The 21,229-nt window shown below is 74.2% G+C and carries 18 protein-coding genes; 4 read left to right on the top strand and 14 right to left on the bottom strand.

All coding sequences use genetic code 11. From position 1 onward, the window contains the following. Nucleotides 1-8: 8 nt before the first annotated feature. Nucleotides 9-542 (bottom strand): LuxR C-terminal-related transcriptional regulator, encoded by a 534-nt coding sequence (locus CFLA_RS08725; protein WP_245530322.1) that lies wholly within the window; start codon nucleotides 540-542, stop codon nucleotides 9-11. Between the two features lie 54 nt (nucleotides 543-596). Beyond that, the gene (locus CFLA_RS08730) at nucleotides 597-1,178 is read right to left on the bottom strand and encodes a DUF3000 domain-containing protein (RefSeq protein WP_043600280.1); all 582 of its coding nucleotides are present in this window, start codon (nucleotides 1,176-1,178) and stop codon (nucleotides 597-599) included. A gap of 194 nt (nucleotides 1,179-1,372) precedes the next feature. Here CFLA_RS08730 and gndA point away from each other — a divergent pair, with 194 nt between their 5' ends. The 3 genes from gndA to cuyB are packed head-to-tail and all read left to right on the top strand — an operon-like array spanning nucleotide 1,373 to nucleotide 4,811. Next, complete coding sequence (gndA, locus tag CFLA_RS08735; protein WP_013116960.1) at nucleotides 1,373-2,827, top strand: NADP-dependent phosphogluconate dehydrogenase; 1,455 nt, start codon at nucleotides 1,373-1,375, stop codon at nucleotides 2,825-2,827. Then, nucleotides 2,824-4,080 (top strand): carboxylate--amine ligase, encoded by a 1,257-nt coding sequence (locus CFLA_RS08740; RefSeq protein ID WP_013116961.1) that lies wholly within the window; start codon nucleotides 2,824-2,826, stop codon nucleotides 4,078-4,080. Before gndA ends, CFLA_RS08740 begins: the two co-directional genes overlap by 4 nt. Continuing rightward, a complete protein-coding gene (gene cuyB / locus CFLA_RS08745) occupies nucleotides 4,077-4,811 on the top strand; it encodes a cysteate racemase (protein WP_013116962.1) in 735 nt (244 codons plus the stop codon). The genes CFLA_RS08740 and cuyB overlap by 4 nt, the downstream gene beginning before the upstream one ends. A 37-nt stretch (nucleotides 4,812-4,848) precedes the next feature. Here the strand turns inward: cuyB and CFLA_RS08750 are convergent, their stop codons facing one another. Genes CFLA_RS08750 through CFLA_RS08780 form a run of 8 tightly spaced genes read right to left on the bottom strand, consistent with a single transcriptional unit; the run spans nucleotide 4,849 to nucleotide 12,287 of the window. Beyond that, the gene (locus tag CFLA_RS08750; RefSeq protein ID WP_013116963.1) at nucleotides 4,849-5,334 is read right to left on the bottom strand and encodes a hypothetical protein; all 486 of its coding nucleotides are present in this window, start codon (nucleotides 5,332-5,334) and stop codon (nucleotides 4,849-4,851) included. Further along, nucleotides 5,331-6,119 carry a dihydrofolate reductase family protein gene (locus CFLA_RS08755; protein ID WP_013116964.1) on the bottom strand — a complete coding sequence of 263 codons (789 nt, stop codon included), beginning with the start codon at nucleotides 6,117-6,119 and terminating at the stop codon, nucleotides 5,331-5,333. Before CFLA_RS08755 ends, CFLA_RS08750 begins: the two co-directional genes overlap by 4 nt. Nucleotides 6,120-6,145: 26 nt before the next feature. Beyond that, nucleotides 6,146-7,366 carry a uroporphyrinogen-III C-methyltransferase gene (cobA, locus tag CFLA_RS08760; RefSeq protein WP_013116965.1) on the bottom strand — a complete coding sequence of 407 codons (1,221 nt, stop codon included), beginning with the start codon at nucleotides 7,364-7,366 and terminating at the stop codon, nucleotides 6,146-6,148. Continuing rightward, entirely contained in the window at nucleotides 7,363-8,793 is a 1,431-nt protein-coding gene (locus tag CFLA_RS08765; protein ID WP_013116966.1) for a sulfate adenylyltransferase subunit 1, read from the bottom strand. The genes cobA and CFLA_RS08765 overlap by 4 nt, the downstream gene beginning before the upstream one ends. Further along, nucleotides 8,793-9,746, bottom strand: coding sequence for a sulfate adenylyltransferase subunit CysD (cysD, locus tag CFLA_RS08770; protein WP_013116967.1), 954 nt, complete (start codon nucleotides 9,744-9,746; stop codon nucleotides 8,793-8,795). Before cysD ends, CFLA_RS08765 begins: the two co-directional genes overlap by 1 nt. After that, nucleotides 9,743-10,462, bottom strand: a complete 720-nt coding sequence (locus tag CFLA_RS08775) for a phosphoadenylyl-sulfate reductase (RefSeq protein WP_013116968.1) — start codon at nucleotides 10,460-10,462, stop codon at nucleotides 9,743-9,745. Before CFLA_RS08775 ends, cysD begins: the two co-directional genes overlap by 4 nt. Beyond that, the gene (locus CFLA_RS20445) at nucleotides 10,459-10,620 is read right to left on the bottom strand and encodes a hypothetical protein (protein WP_013116969.1); all 162 of its coding nucleotides are present in this window, start codon (nucleotides 10,618-10,620) and stop codon (nucleotides 10,459-10,461) included. The genes CFLA_RS08775 and CFLA_RS20445 overlap by 4 nt, the downstream gene beginning before the upstream one ends. Further along, nucleotides 10,617-12,287, bottom strand: coding sequence for a nitrite/sulfite reductase (locus tag CFLA_RS08780; protein WP_013116970.1), 1,671 nt, complete (start codon nucleotides 12,285-12,287; stop codon nucleotides 10,617-10,619). Before CFLA_RS08780 ends, CFLA_RS20445 begins: the two co-directional genes overlap by 4 nt. 347 nt (nucleotides 12,288-12,634) lie before the next feature. Here CFLA_RS08780 and zapE point away from each other — a divergent pair, with 347 nt between their 5' ends. Next, nucleotides 12,635-13,726, top strand: coding sequence for a cell division protein ZapE (zapE, locus tag CFLA_RS08785; protein WP_013116971.1), 1,092 nt, complete (start codon nucleotides 12,635-12,637; stop codon nucleotides 13,724-13,726). A 14-nt stretch (nucleotides 13,727-13,740) separates the two neighbouring features. On the opposite strand, the gene treZ is transcribed toward zapE, so the two are convergent. The 4 genes from treZ to CFLA_RS08805 form a co-directional block, all read right to left on the bottom strand. Then, nucleotides 13,741-15,618 (bottom strand): malto-oligosyltrehalose trehalohydrolase, encoded by a 1,878-nt coding sequence (treZ, locus tag CFLA_RS08790; protein ID WP_013116972.1) that lies wholly within the window; start codon nucleotides 15,616-15,618, stop codon nucleotides 13,741-13,743. 1 nt (nucleotide 15,619) lies between these two features. Continuing rightward, the gene (treY, locus tag CFLA_RS08795; protein WP_013116973.1) at nucleotides 15,620-18,139 is read right to left on the bottom strand and encodes a malto-oligosyltrehalose synthase; all 2,520 of its coding nucleotides are present in this window, start codon (nucleotides 18,137-18,139) and stop codon (nucleotides 15,620-15,622) included. Next, a complete protein-coding gene (glgX, locus tag CFLA_RS08800) occupies nucleotides 18,136-20,328 on the bottom strand; it encodes a glycogen debranching protein GlgX (protein ID WP_013116974.1) in 2,193 nt (730 codons plus the stop codon). Before glgX ends, treY begins: the two co-directional genes overlap by 4 nt. Nucleotides 20,329-20,427: 99 nt before the next feature. Continuing rightward, entirely contained in the window at nucleotides 20,428-21,219 is a 792-nt protein-coding gene (locus tag CFLA_RS08805) for a transglutaminase-like domain-containing protein (RefSeq protein WP_013116975.1), read from the bottom strand. Nucleotides 21,220-21,229 lie beyond the last annotated feature (10 nt).

A 21,229-nucleotide genomic window follows, 5' to 3' on the forward strand; every position in this document is an offset into this window, starting at 1 on the left:
GGCGCGTGTCAGTCGATCATGCGGTTGCGGATCGCGATCGCCACGAGCTCGGCGCGGTCGCCCGTGCCCAGCTTGCGCGAGATCCGTGCCAGGTGGCTCTTGACCGTGAGCGCGGACAGGCCGAGCTCCTCGCCGATGAGGCGGTTGGTCCGGCCCTCCGCGACGCGTGCGAGGACGCTGAGCTCGCGCGCGCTGAGGTCGGCGGCGGGCTGCACGGGCGCGGGGGCGACGCGGGCGGGAGCCGCCGAGGTCTCGGTGGTGCTGGCCACACCACCGCGCAGACCCCCGGAGAGCAGCGTGCGCAGCTCCTCGCGCCCGGCGCGGCGCGCCAGGACGACCACACGGTGGGCGCCGCGCCGGCGCAGGGCGCGCACCAGCTGGTCGCCCTCGCCGTCGGAGATCTGGGTGACGACCACGCACATCGGGTGCCGGGCCGGGGGAGTCGCCGGCGGTACCCGCCGCGACGTGGGCAGGCCGGTGACGCCCGGCGCCCGACGGGCCGGGATGTCGCGGACGTCGCGTCGAAGAGGCTCGATGGTCACGTCCGGTGCATCGGCAGCGGCGGTCGCGGACTTGAGCCGGGGCACGGCGGGCCGTCAGCGACGGGGGAGCGGGACGACGCCCTCGGGCAGCGGCGGCAGGCCCGCGGCGGTGCACATCAGGGTGGACCAGGCGGTCAGGTGCGGTCCGAGGTTCTCGTCCCAGGAGGTCCAGGACGCGCGGATCTCGAGCTCGGTCTGCTCGTCGCGGCGCTCGAGCGCGCCGAAGCTCTGGGAGAGCACGCGCGTCACCGTGCCGCCCGTGGCGTGCGCGTCGACCCCCGCCGACGCGAGCGCGTCGTGGAACCACGACCACGCGACCTCGGCCAGCAGCGGGTCGGCGCCGACCTCGGACTCCAGGCTGGCGCGCACGAGCGTGACGAGCCGGAAGGAGCCCTCCCACGCCTCCTGCCCCTCGGGGTCGTAGAGCACCACGAACCGGCCCGATGCGAGGTCGTCGGCTGCGACCGAGCGGCGCGCCGTGCGGACCTCGGCGGTGAGCGCGGCGGAGAAGGGTGCGATCCGTGCCGGTCCCGGCACCTCGTCCAGCACCACCTCGGGGCGAACGGGCACGCCGCGCAGCGATCGCAGCGCGCGGACGAACTCGGCGGGGACGTCCTCGGGTCCGGCTGGGCTCACGCGCCCGAGCGTACGGGCGCCACCGTGCGTCTCGGTCCCCGGCACGCCGACGTGGTGCGGGCCCGCACCGCACTAGGCTCGAGGACGCATCCGCACGCGTCCCGCGTGCCGGAGCCGGTGCGTGGGCGTCGTCCGCCGCACGGTTCCGGACGACGCCCGCCGCGTGCCCACCCGGCATGAAGGAGCGCTCTGTGATGTCTGTCCCGTCGTCGGCCGTCGGCACCGCGCAGATCGGGGTCACCGGGTTGGCCGTCATGGGCCGCAACCTGGCGCGCAACTTCGCGCGGCACGGGTTCACGGTGGCCGTCCACAACCGGACCTTCGCGCGCACGCAGTCGCTCGTCGCGGACCACGCGTCGGACGGGACGTTCGTGCCGTCCGAGTCGATGGCGGACTTCGTCGCGTCGCTGGAGCGTCCGCGCAAGGTCGTCGTCATGGTCCAGGCCGGCGCGCCCACGGACGCGGTCATCGACGAGCTCGTCCCGTTGCTCGAGCCGGGCGACATCGTCGTCGACGCGGGCAACGCGCACTTCCCGGACACGGTGCGCCGAGAGGCCGCGCTGCGCGAGAAGGGCCTGCACTTCGTCGGCACGGGCGTGTCGGGCGGCGAGGAGGGCGCGCTCAACGGTCCGTCGATCATGCCCGGCGGCACGAAGGAGTCGTACGAGTCCCTCGGCCCGATCCTCGAGGCGATCTCGGCCAAGGTCGACGGCGTGCCGTGCTGCACGCACGTCGGCCCCGACGGCGCCGGCCACTTCGTCAAGATGGTGCACAACGGCATCGAGTACGCCGACATGCAGCTCATCGCCGAGGCGTACGACCTGCTGCGCAGCGGCCTCGGCGCGTCCGCGCCGGAGATCGGCGAGGTCTTCGCCGCGTGGAACACCGGTGACCTCGAGTCGTTCCTCATCGAGGTCACCGCCGAGGTGCTCGCGCACACCGATGCCGCCACGGGCCGCCCGTTCGTCGACGTCGTCGCCGACGCGGCCGAGCAGAAGGGCACGGGGCGCTGGACCGTGCAGAACGCGCTCGACCTGGGCGTGCCGATCACGGGCATCGCGGAGGCCACGTTCGCGCGTGCGCTGTCCGGCTCGGCGCCGCAGCGTGCCGCCGCCCGCGGCGTGCTCCCGGCCGACACGCTCGAGTGGAACGTGCCCGACCCGGGCGCGTTCATCGAGGACGTGCGCCTGGCGCTGTACGCGTCGAAGGTCGTCGCGTACTCGCAGGGCTTCGACCAGATCGCCGCCGCGAGCGCGCAGTTCGGCTGGGACATCGACCGCGGCGCGATGGCGCGGATCTGGCGTGGCGGCTGCATCATCCGCGCCAAGTTCCTCGACCGCATCACGCAGGCGTACGAGCGTGACGCGAACCTCCCGCTGCTGCTGGCCGACCCGTACTTCACGGCGGCCGTCGCCAACGGCGTCGCCGCGTGGCGCCGGGTCGTCTCGGCCGCGGCCGCGCACGGCGTGCCGACGCCCGCGTTCTCGTCGTCGCTCGCGTACTACGACGGTGTGCGGGCCGAGCGACTGCCGGCGAACCTCATCCAGGCGCAGCGCGACTTCTTCGGAGCGCACACCTACCGCCGCACCGACCGCGAGGGCACGTTCCACACGGACTGGTCGGGCGACCGCTCCGAGCAGACCTGGTGAGGCGCCGCACGGGGGCCCAGGTGCCCGTCACGGGCCTGCAGCCGGTCATCCTCGGCGGGGACGTCGGCGCGTACAGCCTCGCGCGGACGTTCCACGAGGCGTACGGGGTGCGCTCGATCGTGGTCTCGTCGGTCTCGACGGGCCTCGTGCGGCACTCGCGCATCCTCGACAACGTCGTGGAGCCCGGCATCGACGACGGCCCCACGGTGGTGCGTCGCCTGCGGGCGATCGCCGAGCAGCACCCGGGCACGCACCGGGTGCTGCTGGGCAGCGCCGACTGGCTGGTGCGCACGATCGTCGAGAACCGTGCGGAGCTCGAGGACCTCTACACGATCCCGTACGTCGACGTGGAGACGCTCGACAAGGTCACCGACAAGGTGCTGTTCGGTGAGCTGTGCGCACAGCTCGGCATCGACCACCCGGCCACGGTCGTGCACGACGTGCAGGCCGGGGGCACGCCGGACACGTCCGCGCTGCGGTTCCCGGTGATCGCGAAGGCCGCGGACACCGCCGCGTACCATCTGGTCGAGTTCCCGGGGAAGAAGAAGGTCTTCACGGTCGCCACCCCGGAGCAGCTCACCGACCTGCTCGCGCGCGTGCAGGGGGCGGGCTACCAGGGTCGCTTCGTCGTGCAGGACCTCATCCCCGGCGACGACTCGGGCATGCGGATCCTCACGTGCTACTCCGACGCGTCCGGCACCGTCGTGTTCTCGGCCTTCGGTCACGTGCTGCTGGAGGAGCACACGCCCGGTGCGCTCGGCAACCCCGCGGGGATCGTCACCGGGCACGACGAGGAGATCGTCGCGCAGGCCGTGCGGCTCCTGGAGCACCTCGGCTGGACCGGGTACGCCAACTTCGACCTGAAGTACGACCCGCGCGACGGGCGCACGGTGTTCTTCGAGCTCAACCCGCGCCTCGGACGGTCCAACTTCTACATCACGGCCGGTGGGCGGAACACGGCCGAGCTGTACGTGCGCGAGCACGTCCAGGGTCTCGCGCCACTGCCCGACGGCGCGCCGAGGCACCTCGTCGAGCCGCACCTGTACACGGTCCTGCCGCGGTGGCTGCTGCGCCGGTACGTCGCCGACCCGGCGCTGCGCGCGCGCACGCGGGCGCTGGGCCGGGCCCGTCGGGTGACGAACCCGCTGTGGTACCGCGCCGAGACGAACCCCCGGCGCCTGGCGTACCTCGCGGTCGCCCAGCTCAACCAGGTGCGCAAGTACCAGCGGTACTACCCGAAGGGCGGCGCGTGAGCGACGTCCCGCAGGAGCGCTCGAGGTCACGGGCCGAGGTCGGCGTCATCGGTGGCGTCGGCCCGGCCGCGACCGTCTGCTTCCTCGACCTCGTCGTGCGGCACACGGCCGCCGAGCGGGACCAGGACCACGTCGACCTCGTCGTGCTGCAGCACGCGACGATCCCCGACCGCACCGCGTACATCCTCGGCACCTCGGGCGAGGACCCGGGGCCGGTCATGGCTGCCGACGCCCGGCGCCTGGAGCGTCTGGGCGTCGGTTTCGTCGTCGTCCCGTGCAACACGGCGCACCACTTCACCGACGAGGTCGCCGCGGCCGTCGACGTGCCCGTGCTGAGCATCGTCGACGAGACGGTGGACGAGGTCGCGGCACGTCCGGGTGTCGCGCGCGTGGGCGTGCTGGCGACGAGCGGCACGCTCGCCGCGCGGGTCTACCAGCGTGCGATCGAGGCGCGGGGCCTGGAGGCCGTCGTGCCCGACGACGCCGACCAGGACGTCGTCATGGGCATCATCTACGACCAGGTGAAGGCCGGCCGGCCCGCCGACGTCGCGGCCCTGCACGCGGTCGCCGACCGGCTGCGGGAGCGGGGCGCCGACGTCGTCGTGCTGGGGTGCACCGAGCTGTCGGTCGTCGCGGCCGAGCACCGCCTGCTCGACGACGCGCGCTACGTCGACTCGCTCGACGTGCTCGCACGCCGCACCGTCGAGCGCGCGGGGCACGCGCTGCGCTGAGCAGCGCCTCCCCGCGGCCCGGACGGCCGAGCCGGGCTCAGCCGAGCTCGCTGGTCCCCGAGTACAGGTGCAGCACCGGCACGTGGAGCTCGTCACGCGCCCGCGAGGCCCAGTCCGTGTGGAAGGTGTCCTCGACGACGTGCGGGTAGGTCACGACGACGACCTCGCGGACGCCCCCGCCGGCGACCGCGCTGCGCAGCGCCGGCAGCGGGTCGTCCTCGGTGATCTCGCCCGCCGCGCTGCGCCCGGCGGCCGCGAACGCCGCGACGCTGCCGGCGATCTGCTCGGCGGCGGTCTGGCGCGCCTCCGTGCGGCTCGGCTCGTGGCCGGTCGCCCGGTCCCACGCCTCACGCAGCTCGCCCATGCTCAGGGCGTCCACGATCCACGGGACGAGGGGCCGCTCGGTGTCGGCGGGCACGAGCACCCGGTAGACGACGTCGTCGTCGGGGTGCAGGCCCACGATGTGGCGGACGTCGGACTCGGCGAGGGTGTCCTCGGTGAGGACGAGGATGGTGTCGGTCACGAGCCCGAGCCTATTGCCGAGCGGACCTCCCAGCAGGTCAGCAGCGTGTCGTCGGTCGCGCGCAGCAGGTGGCGCAGGCGCGCGCCGCGCGGTGCGGCGAGCGGCACGCCGGTCGCGGGGCGGCGTGCGTCCCCCGCGAGCAGCAGCGCGCTGGTCGTCAGGTGGAGCTCGTCGACGACGTCGGCCGCGAGCAGGTCCGCGAGCAGGCGCGGGCCGCCCTCGGCGAGCACGTGCGGCAGCCCCCGGGTGACGAGCGCGTCGACCGCGACGCGCAGGTCGGGGGAGTCGGGGTCGTCGTCCTGCGGGACCTCGAGCACGCGGTCGGTGCCGACCGTGGCACGGGCGCGGGCGGCGCCGGCGCGTCCGGTGACGACGAGCGGGCGGACCCCGTCCGGTGCCAGGTCGCCCGGCACGTCGCCCGACCGTGTGACGACGGCGAGCTCGATCCGGGCGTCGAACCCGGCGGCGGCCCGCGCGGCCCGCAGCCCGGCCGCGACCGGCAGCTCGCGGTACCCCTCGGCGCGCACCGTGCCGGCGCCGACGAGCACGACGTCGGCCAGCGCCCGCAGCACGGCGAACACGCGCCGGTCGGCCGCGGTCCCGAGGGACCCCGAGCGGCCGTCCGGGCCGGTCGCGGCACCGTCGATGCTCGCCACCATGTTGGCGCGCACGAGGGGGACGTCACGGTCGCGCGCCTGCAGCGCGAGCAGGTCCGGCTCGTGCGGGTCCTCGGGCAGCGCCCGTGTCGCGGGAACCAGCAGGTCGAGGTGCGGAGCGGTGGGCACGGACCCCAGGCTAGGGCGGGACGGCGTCAGGCGCGGGTCGAGCCTGCGGCCGGGCCGAGCGCCGCGGCCAGCGCCGCGACGTGCCCCACGACGATCACCGCGGGGTTGCGCACACCGCCCTCGGCCGCGCGTGCGGCGATGTCGGCGACGGTCCCCAGCGTCGTGCGCTGCGTCGGCAGCGTGCCCTTCTCGACGACCGCGACGGGCGTCGCCGGGTCCAGTCCGTGCGACACGAGCAGTGCCATGTGCTCGTCGAGCCGGCTGACGCCCATGAGCAGCACCAGCGTGCCGCGCAGGCGCGCCAGGGTCTCCCAGTCCGTGTCCGCGTCGTGCGCCGAGACGATCGTCACCTGCCGTGCGACGTCCCGGTGCGTCACCGGCACGCCTGCGGCGCCGGGCACGGCGATCGCGCTGGTCACCCCGGGGACGACCGCGACGTCGACGCCGGCCTCGAGGCACGCGGCGAGCTCCTCGCTGCCACGGCCGAGGACGAACGGGTCGCCGCCCTTGAGCCGCACGACGCGCTGACCGGCGCGCGCCCGCTCGACGAGCAGGGCGTTGATCTCGGCCTGCGTGAGGGTGTGCGCGTGGGGCGCCTTGCCGGCCTCGACCACCTCGACGTCGGGCTCGAGCTCGTCGAGCAGCGCGCGCGGGGCGAGGCGGTCGACGACGACGACGTCCGCCTCGGCGAGCGCGCGCCGCCCGCGCGTCGTGATCAGGCCGGGGTCGCCCGGCCCGCCGCCGACCAGGGTGACGTGCCCCGGCCCCGGCCGGCGGTGCCGCAGCGGCAGCGCACCGGTGTCGAGCTGCACCTGCAGCGCCGAGCGCAGCGCGACCGCGCGGCGCGGGTCGCCGCCCGCGTTGACGGCGACCGTGACGTCGCCGGCGCGCGCGACCGCGGGCGTCCAGGCGGTCGACGCCGACGCGTCGTCGGCCCGCACGCACCAGGTGCGCGCCGCCTCGGCGTCGGCCGCGACCGCGTCGTCCGCGCGGCGCTCACCGGTGGCCGTGTGCACGAGCCACGCGCCGTCGAGGTCCCCGCGCACGTACTGCCTCGCGTGCCACGTGAGCGCACCGGTCGCGGCGAGGTCCGCGAGGTCCTCGCACAGCGCGGGCGCGACCACGTGCACGTCGCCACCGTCGGCGAGCATCCCGCGGGCGCGCCGTGCCGCGACCGGCCCGCCGCCGACCACCACGACCCGGCGCCCGGTCAGGTCGAGCAGCAGCGGGTGCTGCGGGCTGCTCATATCCCGGCCCCGGCGAGCCAGTCGTCGTCGCGCTCGTCGGCGCGCACCGGCACCAGGCGGTCGAGCAGCGTGGGACCGATCAGCCCGGCCGCGAGCGTGCTGCCGTCCGCCGGGTCGACGACGAGGAAACCGCCCGTGCGCCGGTGCGTCGCGTAGTCGTCGAGGACGACCGGCTCGGCGAGCCGCAGCCGCAGCCGTCCGATCGCGTTGAGGCCGAGCGAGCGCGGCGCGGCCTCCGTCGAGGTGTCCGTCGCGTCGATCGTCTGCACCGTGTCGACCGGGTCCCACTGCTCGACGGTCAGCGTGTCGACGTCGAGGCGCGCGTCGACCTCCCGCAGCAGGCCGCGCACCGTGCGGGTCCCCACGCGCACGAGCACGCGGGCCCCGCTGACCGATCGCCGCTCGGTGAGCCAGCAGACCGTGCCGACGAGGTCCTGGCCCGTCGTGACCTGCTCGCCCGCAGGCACGAGCACGTCGCCGCGCGCCACGTCGAGGTCGTCCGCGAGCCGCACCGTCACCGAGCGCGGGGCCTCGGCCGCGGCGAGCGGGCCGTCGAACGTGTCGATGCCGACCACGCGGCTGGAGCGCCCCGACGGCAGGACGCGCACCTCGTCGCCGACGCGCACGACACCCGAGGCGACCTTGCCCGCGTACCCGCGGTAGTCGGGGTGCTCCGGTGTGCGCGGGCGGATGACGTACTGCACGGGCAGGCGCAGCGGCTCGGCCGTGGCGTCGCGGGCGACGGGCACGGCCTCGAGGAGCTCGAGCAGCGTCGGCCCGTCGTACCAGGGTGCGCGCGGGGAGCGGTCGACGACGTTGTCGCCGTCGAGCGCCGACAGCGGCACGCACGTCACGTCCGGCAGGCCCAGGACGCGTGCGTAGTCGGTGAACTCGGCGGCGATCGACCGGAAGGTGGCCTCGTCGAAGCCGACGAGGTCCATCTTGTTGACCGCCAGCACGACGTGCGGCACGCCGAGCAGCGCGGTCAGGGCCGCGTGCCGGCGCGTCTGCTCGAGCACGCCCTTGCGTGCGTCGACCAGCACGATCGCGAGCTCGGCCGTGGACGCGCCGGTGACCATGTTGCGCGTGTACTGCACGTGGCCGGGCGTGTCCGCGAGCACGAACGCCCGGCGGGCGGTCGAGAAGTAGCGGTAGGCGACGTCGATGGTGATGCCCTGCTCGCGCTCGGCGCGCAGGCCGTCGGTGAGCAGCGCCAGGTCGACGCCCGTGCCGTCGCCGCCGCGTGCCGCGGTCGCGCGCTCCACGGCCGAGAGCTGGTCCGCGAGCACCGACTTCGTGTCGTACAGCAGACGGCCGATGAGCGTGCTCTTGCCGTCGTCGACCGACCCGGCGGTCGCCAGACGCAGCAGGTCGCGCTGCGTGTGGTCGTCGGTCGGTGCGACGAGCTCGGGTGCGTGCGTGCTCATCAGAAGTACCCCTCGCGCTTGCGGTCCTCCATGGCGGCCTCCGAGGCCCGGTCGTCCGCGCGGGTAGCTCCGCGCTCGGTGAGCCGGCTGGCGGCCACCTCGGCGATGACGTCCGCGACGGTCGCGGCCGTCGAGTCGACGGCGCCCGTGCAGCTCATGTCGCCCACCGTGCGGTACCGGACGCGGCGGCGCTCGACCTGCTCGTCCGGGCGCGGCCCGCCCCAGTCGCCGGCGGTCAGCCACATGCCGTCGCGCGCGAACACGTCGCGCTCGTGCGTGAAGTAGATCGAGGGGAGCTCGATGCGCTCGCGCTCGATGTACCGCCACACGTCGAGCTCGGTCCAGTTCGACAGCGGGAACACGCGCACGTGCTCGCCAGGCTTGTGGCGCCCGTTGTACAGGTCCCACAGCTCCGGGCGCTGCCGCCGCGGGTCCCACTGCCCGAACTCGTCGCGCAGCGAGAACATCCGCTCCTTGGCGCGCGCCTTCTCCTCGTCGCGGCGCCCGCCGCCGAACACGGCGTCGAAGCGGTGCGCGGTGATCGCGTCGAGCAGGGGCACGGTCTGCAGCGGGTTGCGCGAGCCGCCCGGACGCTCGACCACGCGGCCGTCGTCGATGGCCTCCTGCACGCTCGCCACGACGAGCCGCAGGCCCAGCTCGGCGACGACGCGGTCGCGGTACTCGATGACCTCGGGGAAGTTGTGCCCGGTGTCGACGTGCATGACCGGGAACGGCACCGGGGCGGGCCAGAACGCCTTGCGCGCCAGGTGCAGCATGACGATCGAGTCCTTGCCGCCCGAGAAGAGCAGCACGGGGCGCTCGAACTCGCCGGCGACCTCGCGCATCACGTGGATGCCCTCGGACTCCAGTGCGTCGAGCTGGGTGAGTCGCCCCGGGGCGGGTGTGAGGTCCGCGTCGTCCGTGCCGGTGGAGGAGGGGAGGGTCGTCGTCATGTGTGCAGCCCGCATTCCGTCTTGTTCGTGCCTGCCCAGCGCCCTGCGCGGGGGTCCTCGCCCGGTGCCACCGCGCGTGTGCACGGGGCGCAACCGATCGAGGCGTACCCGAGCTCGCGCAGGGGGTTGAGGACCACGTGGTGCTCCGCGACGTACGCGTTGACGTCGTCCCACGTCCACGCAGCCAGGGGGTTGAGCTTGACCTTGGAGCGTCGGGCGTCCCACCCGACGACCGTGATGTCGGTCCGTGTCGGGGCGTCCTCGCGGCGCATGCCGGTGACCCATGCCGTGTACGGCGCCAGCGCACGCTCGAGCGGTTCGACCTTGCGCAGCGCGCAGCACAGGTTCGGGTCGCGCTCGTGCAGCCGTGGTCCGTGCTCGGCGTCCTGCTCGGCGACCGTGCGCAGCGGCAGGACCGTCCGCAGGTTCACGTCCGTGAACTCGGCGTAGTAGTCCCGCGTGCCGATCGTCTCCGCGAAGTGGTAGCCGGTGTCGAGGAAGACGACGTCGATGCCGGGAGCAGCCGTGGCGGCGATGTCGACGAGCACCTCGTCACCCATCGACGACGCGAGCACGAGGTCGGAGCCGAAGACGTCGCGCGCCCAGCGCAGCACGTCCGCGGGGTGCGCGCCCTCGAGGTCGCGCCCCGCCTGCTCGGCGAGCGCGCGGAGCTCGTCGGGGGACAGCGCGGACACGGGTCCGGTGGTCGTGGTCATCGCGTCGCCACCAGCCCGACGAACCGCAGCGCGAACGCACGCGTGCAGCCGCGGCACTCCCACTGCCCGTGCGTCTCGCCGGCGGGCCACAGGTCCTCGCCGCCGCAGAACGGGCAGTAGTAGGGCACGGCGCGCTGTGCGGAGCCGCCCTCGCTCATCGCAGGTCCTCCTCGTCGGCGCGCTGCACCCACTGGGCGAACAGCTCGCCCGGCTCACGCTGCTCGTCGAACCGGCGCGTGACCCGCTCGACGTAGTCGGGCAGCTCGGAGGACGGCACGCGCAGGCCGCGCAGCGTGCGGCCGAGGCCGCTGGTCGTGGCCAGCCCGCCGCCGAGGTGCACCTGGTAGCCCTCCTCGTCACCGGCCAGGACACCCTTGAGGCCGATGTCGGCGGTCTGGATGCGCGCGCACGAGTTGGGGCAGCCGTTGACGTTGATCGTGATCGGCTGGTCGAACGTCGGCAGCCGGCGCTCGAGCTCGCCGACCAGGCCGGTCGCGCGCCCCTTGGTCTCGACGATCGCGAGCTTGCAGAACTCGATGCCGGTGCAGGCCATCGTGCCCCGGCGGAACGGCGAGGCGGTGCGCACCCGCAGGCCCAGCGACTCCAGCCCGTCGACCAGCGCGTCGACGCGGTCCGCCGCGACGTCCAGCACCACGAGCTTCTGCTCGGTGGTGAGCTGCACGCGGTCGGACCCGGCCTCCTCGACGAGGTCCGCCAGTGCGGTGAGGACCGGGCCCGAGACGCGACCGACGGTGGGCGCCGCGCCCACGTAGAAGCGGCCGTCCTTCTGCGGGTGCACGCCCACGTGGTCCCGGTTGCCGTGCGGCGGGGGCGGCGGTGGGGGGCCGTCGGCGAGCGCGTAGCCCAGGTACTCCGTCTCCAGCACCTGGCGGAAGACCTCGGTGCCCCAGTCCGCGAGCAGGAACTTCAGGCGGGCCCGGGTGCGCAGCCGGCGGTAGCCGTAGTCCCGGAAGATGCCGACCACGCCGCACCACACGTCGGGCACCTGCTCGAGGGTGACGAACGCACCGAGGCGCTTGCCCAGCATCGGGTTGGTGGACAGCGCGCCGCCGACCCACAGGTCGAAGCCGGGGCCGAGCTCGGGGTGGACGACGCCGACGAACGCGACGTCGTTGATCTCGTGCGCGACGTCCTGGTGGGGCGACCCGCTGATCGCCGTCTTGAACTTGCGCGGCAGGTTCGAGTAGGCGGGGTCGCCGATGTAGCGCTCGCGGATCGCCTCGATCGCGGGCGTGCCGTCGATGATCTCGTCGGCCGCCACGCCCGCGACGGGCGACCCGAGGATGACGCGCGGCACGTCGCCGCACGCCTCCTGCGTGGTCAGGCCGACCGACTCCAGCCGGCGCCAGATCTCCGGGACGTCCTCGACGCGGACCCAGTGGAGCTGGATGTTCTGCCGGTCGGTGATGTCCGCGGTGCCGCGGCCGAACTCCTGCGAGATCCCCGCGACGGTGCGCAGCTGCCGCAGGTCCAGCGAGCCGCCGTCGCAGCGCACGCGCAGCATGAAGTACTCGTCCTCGAGCTCGTGCGGCTCGAGGGTGGCGGTGCGCCCGCCGTCGATACCGGGCTTGCGCTGGGTGTACAGGCCCCACCAGCGCATGCGGCCGCGCAGGTCGTCGCCGGGGATCGACGCGAAGCCCTCGCGGGCGTACACCGTCTCGATGCGCTCGCGGACGTTGAGCCCGTCGTCGGCCTGCTTGAGCGCCTCGTTGGCGTTGAGCGGCTCGCGCTGGTCGAAGGCCCACTGGCCCTCGGGGCGCTTGGCCGGCGGGGCGGTGGGGGGTCGGGACGTCGTCTGCGCCATGGGCGCCACCTCCGGGGGATGCTGGGGGCACGTGCTCACGCGGCCGCGCACGACGTCAGGTCGTGGTGACGGGCGCGGACCACGCGCCCGTGGGGGGAACGGGGCTGGTCAGCGGTTCCGCGGACAGCAGGCACACGGGACCGCGGCGGCGCGACAGCACCGACACAGACGGCGGTTCCCGGGGAGGTTCACGGGACGAGCCTGGCACGCGGACGGGTGAATCGGGAGTCCGTGTCCGGATCGCGAGACCTGTGTCCGATCGGTGGACGCGCGTCCAGGTCCAGGTCAGCCGTCCGGACCGGGACCTCGGTCGCTGGATACCAGGTCGTGGGACGTATCGTCTCCTCGTGACCCCGGACCCTGCCGCGCACGCGGCCGACCCCGCACGCACGCTGCCGTCGCTCACCGTCCGCCACCCGCGGGTCGCCCCCTCCCGACTGCTCGCCGAGCTCGTCCCGCCCCGGCACTTCGCGCGCGAGTCGTTCGACACCTACCGCCCGGACCCCGCCCACCCCTCGCAGCAGCGGGCGCTCGAGCGGCTGCGCGAGGTCGCCACGACGCTGAGCGAGCCGGCGCGCGGCGGCGGCGCGTGGTGGCGTCGACGCGCGGCGTCCCGCACCCCCGCGGTCTACCTCGACGGCGGCTTCGGTGTCGGCAAGACCCACCTGCTGGCGTCGCTCGCGCACGCCGTCGGCCCCGCGCGCACCACCTACGGCACGTTCGTCGAGCTCACGCACCTCGTCGGTGCGCTCGGCTTCGCGGCCACGGTCGACGCGCTCGGCGAGCGGCGTCTGCTGTGCATCGACGAGTTCGAGCTCGACGACCCCGGCGACACCGTGATGATGTCGCGCCTGCTGCGCGAGCTCACCGACCGCGGCGTGGCGATCGCCGCGACGTCCAACACGCTGCCGGGGTCGCTGGGCGAGGGGCGGTTCGCCGCCGAGGACTTCCTGCGCGAGATCCAGGCGCTCGCGGCGCGCTTCGAGGTGCTGCGGATCGACGGCGAGGACCACCGGCACCGCGCGGTCACCACCCACGCCGCGAGCCTGACGCCGCACGACGTCCGGGCCGTGGTCGCCCGTCGCGACGGCGCCACGCTCGACGACCTCGACACGCTCCTCACGCACCTGTCGACCGTCCACCCGAGCCGGTACGGCGCGCTGCTCGACGGCATCGACCTCGTCGGGCTCACGGGCGTGCGCCAGGTCGACCGGCAGGACGTCGCGCTGCGTCTCGTCGTCCTCGTCGACCGGCTGTACGACCGCGACGTGCCCGTCGTGCTGTCGACCGACGCGGGCGCCGCAGGCACGGCCGACCTCTTCACACCCGAGATGCTCCGGGGCGGCTACCGCAAGAAGTACTACCGGGCGCTGTCACGGCTCGGCGCGCTCGCGGCCGAGGGCGCCGCGCTCGCGCAGGACGACCGACGCACGACCTGAGCCGCGCCACCGCCTCAGGCCAGTACCACGACGCTGCGGGCGGGGACGTCGACGACCAGCGGCTCGTCCGCCCCGCCGGGCGCGTGCACCGTGCCCCCGTCCCACGCGGCGACCACCCGCACGGGGCGCGCCACCGGCACGGGCACCGCGACGGGCCGGTGCGCGAGGTTGAGCACGACACGTGCGTCACCGCGGTGCAGCACGAGCACGCCGTGCCACCCACCGGCGCCCGGTTCCTGCGTGCCGTGCGGGTCGACGTCCGGCGTGACCTCGTGGACGTCGAGCGACGTGCGGTGGCGGTCCCCGGACGCGAGGTCCGGCACCGCGCGCCGCAGCGCGACGAGCACACGGTGCCACTCCAGCAGGCGCGCGTGCTCCGGTCGTGCCGGCTCGTCCCAGTCCAGGACGCTCGCCGCGAACGTCCCGGGATCCTGCGGGTCCGGCACGTCGACCGGGCCGCCGTAGAGGTCGGTCCAGCCGTGCCCGCCGAACTCCCGCGTCCGACCCTCGCGCACCGCGGCGGCAAGCTCCGGCTCCGGATGGTCCGTGAAGAACCGCCACGGCGTGCGGGCGCCCCACTCCTCGCCCATGAACACCAGCGGCGTGAACGGCGAGAGCAGGACGAGCGCGGCCCGCACGGCGAGGCCGCCCGCGTCGTCGTGCGCGGCCGGCCGGTCGCCCAGTGCACGGTTGCCCACCTGGTCGTGGTTGGCGCCGAACACGACGAACCGGTGCCCGTCGACGTCGTCCGGTACCGGCGCCCCCCACGGCTCCCCGCGGAAGGTCGACATCGACCCGTCGTGCACGAACACCCGCGTGAGGGCCGTGCGCAGCACCTCGGGCGTGCCGAAGTCGCAGTAGTAGCCGTGCCGCTCGCCCGACACCAGGGCGTGCACGGCGTGGTGCACGTCGTCGGCCCACTGGCCCGTCATGCCCCAGCCGCCGTCCTGCGTGGTGGTCAGGCTGACGACGTCGTTGAGGTCGGACTCCGCGACCAGGCCGATCGGCCGGCCCAGCTCGGCTGCCAGGTCGGCGACCTCGTCGGAGAGCTGGGCGAGCAGGTGGCGCGGGGAGTCGTCGCGCAGCGCGTGCACGGCGTCGAGCCGGAACGCGTCGACGTGGAAGTCGCGTGCCCAGCCCAGGACCGAGTCGCAGATCCACCGCCGCACGTGCTCCGAGCCCGGTCCGTCGAGGTTCACCGCGTCGCCCCACGGCGTGCGGTGCGCGTCCGTGAAGTACGGACCGAGCTCGCCCAGGTAGTTGCCCGACGGGCCGAGGTGGTTGTGCACGACGTCGAGGCACACCGCCAGGCCGTATGCGTGCGCGGCCTCGACGAACGCCTGCAGCGCCTCGGGACCGCCGTACGGCTCGTGCACGGCGTAGAGCGAGACGCCGTCGTAGCCCCAGCCGTGCCGACCGTTGAACGCGGCGAGCGGCATCAGCTCGACCACGTCGACACCGAGCCGCACGAGGTGCTCGAGGCGCTCCGCCGCCGCGGCCAGCGTCCCGGCGGGCGTGAACGTGCCGACGTGCAGCTCGTACGTCACCGCGCCGCGGACGTCGACGCCGCTCCACCCCGCGTCCGTCCACGTGAAGCGCGAGGGGTCGAAGGTGCGCGCCGGCCCGTGCACGCCGTGGGGCAGCCACGCGGCGCGCGGGTCGGGACGTGGCGGCCCGCCGTCGAGCGAGAACCCGTAGTCCGTGCCGTGCGCCAGCGGGGCAGGCGCGGTCCACCACCCCTCGTCGTCACGCACCATCGCCGTGCGCTCGTCGCTGCCGGGCAGCACGAGCTCCACGCGCTGCGGGTACGGCGCCCACACGCGCGGCGTGAGCCGCCGTGCGCTGCCTGCCGTGCCCTCCGTCGTGCCCTTCGTCGCGTCCCCCCCGGTCACCTCAGACCCCTTCTCTCACCAGCAGCGCGACCGGTAGCCGGTCGAGGACGTCGGCCACACGCCGCACCCCGCCGGGCACGGCCCGGTCCGCGAGCACGTCGTGCCACGGGCCGTCCGGCAGCGCCACCGTGTGCTCGGTCCAGCCGCCGAGCCGCTCGACGGCGGCGGCCAGGCGGGTCGCGACGACGACCACGCGCGGCTCACCGCCCGCCGTGCGCGCGTACGTCATGGCGTGGCCCGACGAGTGGCCCAGCGGCACGAACCCGGCCTCCGGGCCGACGAAGGCCTCCCGCACGTCGCGCCGCACGCGCAGCGCCCGGGAGGTGACCAGCAGCTTCTCGTCGGCGAGGGTGCGCGGGCCGGCGCCCTCGTCGAGGCGTGCCAGGCGCGCGGCCAGCGCGTCGACGTCCACCGGGCGGCGGTTGTCGGGGTCGACGAGCGTCGGGAACGGCACCTCGGTGCCCTGGTACACGTCGGCCACGCCCGGCAGCGTGAGCTGCACGAGCTTGGAGCCGAGCGTCGCGGCCCGCACCGCCTCGCGCGTGCGCAGGTCCCAGTCGCCCAGCAGACCCAGGACCTCGGGGTCCGTGCGGGCCCGCCGTGCGGTGGACAGCACGGCGTCCTCGTAGGCCGCGTCGGGCGCGGTCCACGTGGTCCGGCTCTTGGCCTCGCGCACCGCCTTCGTCACGTACTCGACGAGGCGGTCCTCCTCGATCGGACCGTCGTCGGTCCACGTGCCGGCGAGCGTCTGCCACAGCAGGTACTCGGTGCGACCGTCGAGCAGCGTGCCGCGGTAGGACGCGGACACCCGTCGCAGGTCCTCCACCAGGGCCGACCACTCGTGCGGCAGCTCGGACAGCACCCCCAGGCGGGCGCGCGTGTCCTCGCCGCGCTTGGTGTCGTGCGTCGACAGGGTGGTCATGCCCAGCGGCGCGGAGGCCTGGGCCTGCGCGGCCCACGCCGCGAGATCGGTGGGTGTGGTGGCGAACCGCACGGGCTCGCCGCCGACCTCGCACAGCGCCACGAGGTGCGTCCACCTGTAGAACGCGGTGTCCTCGACGCCCTTGGCCATGACGGCACCGCACGTCTGCTGGAACCGCACGACGAGCTCGTCACGGCGTGGGTCGCGGGTGCGTCCTGCCGAGCCGGCCTCGCGGCCGAGCAGCAGGTCGACCAGGACGTCCATCGTCGCCTCGCGCTCGGCACCGAGCCGCCGACGCGCTCGCTGCGCGGCGGTGGTGAGGACCGCGACCGACGTCGGCGGTGCGGGCTCGCCCGGCACGACGTACGCGCGGTAGCGGTCGAACGCGACGAGCAGCTCGACGAGGCACTCCTCGAGCGCGCGCCACGTGTGGTCGCGCAGGCGCAGGTCGTCGTGGCAGATCTCGGCCGCGAGGTTCGTCAGGCGGTGGACCTCGGCGTACAGCGGACCGTCGACGACCTCGCGCTTGGCGTCCTGCTCGAGCGCCTCGAACGCGTCCGACCCGTCGCCCGTCACACGGTGCAGGACCGAGCCGAGCAGCGCGGCCCCGCCGGGGTCGACGAACGCCTGCTGCACGCGCCACAGCGCCTCGTACCCGGTCGTCCCGGCGGTCGCCCAGTCGTCGGGGAGCTCCTCGGCACCCGCGAGGATCTTCTCGACCACGACCCACGCACCGTCGGTCACCTCGCGCAGCCGTGCGAGGTAGCCCGCCGGGTCCGCGAGCCCGTCCGGGTGGTCGATCCGCAGACCGTCGACCACGCCCTCGCGCAGCAGGCGCAGCACCAGCGCGTGCGTCGCGTCGAACACCTCGGGGTCCTCGACGCGGACCGCGACGAGCGTGCCGACGTCGAAGAACCGGCGGTAGTTCAGCTCCTCGTCGGCGACCTTCCAGTACGCCAGGCGGTAGTGCTGCCGCTCGACGAGCTCGGCGAGCGGCAGTGCCTCGGTGCCCGCTCGCACGGGGAAGACGTGGTCGTGGTACCGCAGCACGGTGCACGTTCCGACGCCGGGGACGTCCTGCTCGGCGAGCTGGAGCTCGTCGCGCGCGAGCACGGCGCCGATGCGGTCGCCGAGGACGGGCATGAGCACCGCGCCGTCACCGGCGGACCAGTCGACGTCGAACCAGGCGGCGAACGGCGAGTCCGAGCCGTCCGCGAGCACGGACCACAGCGCCCGGTTGTGCCAGACGGGCGTGGGCACGGCCATGTGGTTGGGGACGATGTCGAGCACCAGGCCGAGCCCGGCGCCGTGCGCGACGTCCGCGAGCCGGCGCAGGCCGTCCTCGCCGCCCAGGACGGGCGAGACGGTGTCGTGGTCGACGACGTCGTACCCGTGGGTCGAGCCGGGCGCCGCGGCCAGCACGGGGGACAGGTACACGTGCGTGACGCCCAGCGACGCGTAGTACGGCACGCGCGCCGCGACGTCGTCGAACGTCAGGTCGGCACCCAGCTGCACGCGGTACGTCGAGACGGGGACCGGGTGCCCCGGGCGCACCGAGCGGCGCTCGGGGAGCGACCGCTCGACGGTCGTGTCGCTCACGCGCCGCGCCGCGAGACGCGGCTGGCCTCGGACGACGCGGCCACGGCGGCGCCGGTGCCGGACGCGGTCGGCAGCTCGCGCTCCGACGGGCGTGTCAGCAGCACCATCGACCGCGGCGCGAGCGTGACCCTCCCGCGCGAGCGCACCTTGCGGCCGGGGGCGACCTGCGAGTCGGTGTCGAGCACTGCGGTCCACTCCGCGCCGTACTCGGCGCCGGGCAGCTGGAACTGCTTCTTCTCCCAGTGGCTGTTGAACAGCAGCAGGAACGAGTCGTCGACGACCTCCTCGCCGCGCAGGTCGGGCTCGTCGATCGCGTCGCCGTTGAGGAACACCATGACCGCGAACGCGTGGTCCGAGCTCCACGCCTCGTCGGACATGTGCCCGCCGGTCGGCGTCATCCACGCGATGTCCCGCAGGTCCGACTCGCCGCCGTGCTCGGCGGCGCCCGCGAAGAACCGGCGCCGCCGGAACACGGGGTGGTCGCGGCGCAGGTGGATCACGCGGCGCGTGAACTCCAGGAGCGACTGCCGGTCCTCGTCGAGGTCCCAGTCGACCCAGGTGATCTCGTTGTCCTGGCAGTAGCCGTTGTTGTTGCCGCCCTGCGTGCGGCCGAGCTCGTCGCCGTGCGCGACCATCGGCACGCCCTGCGACAGCAGCAGGGTCGCGAGGAAGTTGCGCTGCTGACGCGCGCGCAGCTTGCGCACCTCCGGGTCGTCGGTCGGGCCCTCGACGCCGCAGTTCCACGAGCGGTTGTGGCTCTCGCCGTCGCGGTTGTCCTCGCCGTTGGCCTCGTTGCTCTTCTCGTTGTAGGTGACGAGGTCGCGCAGCGTGAAGCCGTCGTGCGCGGTGACGAAGTTGATGCTGGCGATGGGCCGGCGGCCGGTGTGCTCGTACAGGTCGGAGGAGCCGGTCAGACGGCTCGCGAACTCCCCGAGCGTCGAGGGCTCACCGCGCCAGAAGTCGCGCACGGTGTCGCGGTACTTGCCGTTCCACTCCGTCCACAGCGGGGGGAACCCGCCGACCTGGTAACCGCCCTCGCCGAGGTCCCACGGCTCGGCGATGAGCTTGACCTGCGAGATCACCGGGTCCTGGTGGACGAGGTCGAAGAACGCCGACAGCCGGTCGACCTCGTGGAACTGCCGGGCGAGCGTGGCTGCGAGGTCGAACCGGAAGCCGTCCACGTGCATCTCGGTCACCCAGTACCGCAGCGAGTCCATGATGAGCTGCAGGACGGCGGGCGAGCGCATGAGCAGCGAGTTGCCCGTGCCCGTGGTGTCGAAGTAGTGCGACGGGTCGTCGTCCACCAGACGGTAGTAGCTGGCGTTGTCGATGCCGCGGAAGCTCAGCGTCGGGCCCATGTGGTTGCCCTCGGCGGTGTGGTTGTAGACGACGTCGAGGATGACCTCGATGTCGGCCGCGTGCAGGGCCTTCACCATCTGCTTGAACTCCTGCACCTGCTGCCCGGAGCCCGCCAGCGAGGCGTAGGCGTTGTGCGGGGCGAAGAAGCCGATGGTGTTGTAGCCCCAGTAGTTCGACAGGCCCTTCTCCTGCAGGGAGGGGTCGTTGACGAACTGGTGGACCGGCATGAGCTCGATCGCGGTGACGCCGAGGCCCGACAGGTGCTCGACGACGGCGGGGTGCCCGAGCGCGGCGTAGGTGCCGCGCAGCTCCTCGGGGACCGCGGGGTGCAGCTGCGTCAGGCCCTTGACGTGCGCCTCGTAGATGACGGACTCGTGGTACTGGTGCTCCGGCGGGCGGTCGTGGCCCCAGTCGAAGAAGGGGTTGACGACGACGGACGTCATGGTGTGTCCCGCTGAGTCGTCCTGGTTGCGCGCGTCGGGGTCGCCGAACGTGTACGAGTACAGCGACGGGTGGCCGTCGACCTGCCCGTCGATCGCCTTGGCGTAGGGGTCGAGCAGCAGCTTGGAGGGGTCGCAACGGTGCCCCGCGGCCGGGTCGTACGGGCCGTGCACGCGGAACCCGTACCGCTGGCCGGGCGCGATCGCCGGCAGGTAGCCGTGCCACACGAACGCGTCGACCTCGGGGAGGTCGACGCGGGTCTCGGTGCCGTCGTCGTCCACGAGGCACAGCTCGACACGTTCCGCCACCGCGGAGAACAGCGCGAAGTTGGTTCCCGTGCCGTCGTAGGTGGCACCGAGGGGGTAGGGGCGTCCGGGCCAGATGTGCATGGCCTCAGAGTGCCAGTGGCCTGTGACGACCGCGCTTCGAGACGGTGTGCCCACCGTCACGTCGCGTGCGTGGCGCAGGGACGACGCCGCCGGACGAGGTCAGCCGATCGAGACGAGCTCGCGCACGTCGTCGTCGGGGAGCTCGTCGGCCACCGCGGTGACGACCATCTCCTGCAGGCTCGCGGTCCCGCGGTGCACCGAGAGGAACGCGGTGTCGGACGCGTCGCGACCCGTGGCGATGCGCACGAGCGTCGAGCGCGGGGCGAGCGTGGTGGCGTCGACGACCCGCCAGCGTCCGTCGACCCACGCCTCGGCGACCGCGTGGAAGTCCATGGGGTCCAGGCCGGGGGCGTAGACCGACACGAGCCGGGCGGGCACGTCGACCGCGCGCAGCAGCGCCACCACGAGGTGGGCGAAGTCGCGGCACACGCCCCGACGGGCCAGGAGCGTGTGGACCGCACCGTCGGTGGGCAGGCTCGCGCCGGGCACGTAGGCCAGGCGCGTGCCGACCCACGAGCTGACGGCCGCGAGCAGGTCGACGCCCGCCAGGCCGACGAACTCCGCGCGCGCCGTGGGTGCGAGCACGTCGGACTCGCAGTACCGGCTCGGTCGCAGGTACACGAGCTCGTCCGCGGGGCTCCCGGTGGGCTCGGCGCCGCGGCCGCGCACGGTGGCGCGGTACTCGACGGTCAGGGGGCCGGGGTCGACCTCGAGCACGTGCAGGCGCGTGCCGTGCGGGTCGACGACCTCGCGCGGCTCGATCCGGCGTCCGGCCGAGGTGACGGTGAGCTCCTCCTCGGGGGAGTGCGCGGCGGCGACCGCCACCTCCAGCGCCAGCAGCGCGGGGGAGATGACGTCGATGGACAGGTGGGCGGTCGTCTCGCGCTGCACGGGCTCATCG

The organism is Cellulomonas flavigena DSM 20109 (assembly GCF_000092865.1).
In the GTDB taxonomy this organism is placed as follows: domain Bacteria; phylum Actinomycetota; class Actinomycetes; order Actinomycetales; family Cellulomonadaceae; genus Cellulomonas; species Cellulomonas flavigena.

Bases quoted from the DNA above. Each gene is read 5' to 3' on its own strand.
- cysD (WP_013116967.1), bottom strand. From the start codon at position 9,746: ATGACGACGACCCTCCCCTCCTCCACCGGCACGGACGACGCGGACCTC.
- CFLA_RS08765 (WP_013116966.1), bottom strand. From the start codon at position 8,793: ATGAGCACGCACGCACCCGAGCTCGTCGCACCGACCGACGACCACACG.
- glgX (WP_013116974.1), bottom strand. From the start codon at position 20,328: ATGCACATCTGGCCCGGACGCCCCTACCCCCTCGGTGCCACCTACGAC.
- cobA (WP_013116965.1), bottom strand. From the start codon at position 7,366: ATGAGCAGCCCGCAGCACCCGCTGCTGCTCGACCTGACCGGGCGCCGG.
- CFLA_RS08775 (WP_013116968.1), bottom strand. From the start codon at position 10,462: ATGACCACGACCACCGGACCCGTGTCCGCGCTGTCCCCCGACGAGCTC.
- gndA (WP_013116960.1), top strand. From the start codon at position 1,373: ATGTCTGTCCCGTCGTCGGCCGTCGGCACCGCGCAGATCGGGGTCACC.
- CFLA_RS08780 (WP_013116970.1), bottom strand. From the start codon at position 12,287: ATGGCGCAGACGACGTCCCGACCCCCCACCGCCCCGCCGGCCAAGCGC.
- CFLA_RS20445 (WP_013116969.1), bottom strand. From the start codon at position 10,620: ATGAGCGAGGGCGGCTCCGCACAGCGCGCCGTGCCCTACTACTGCCCG.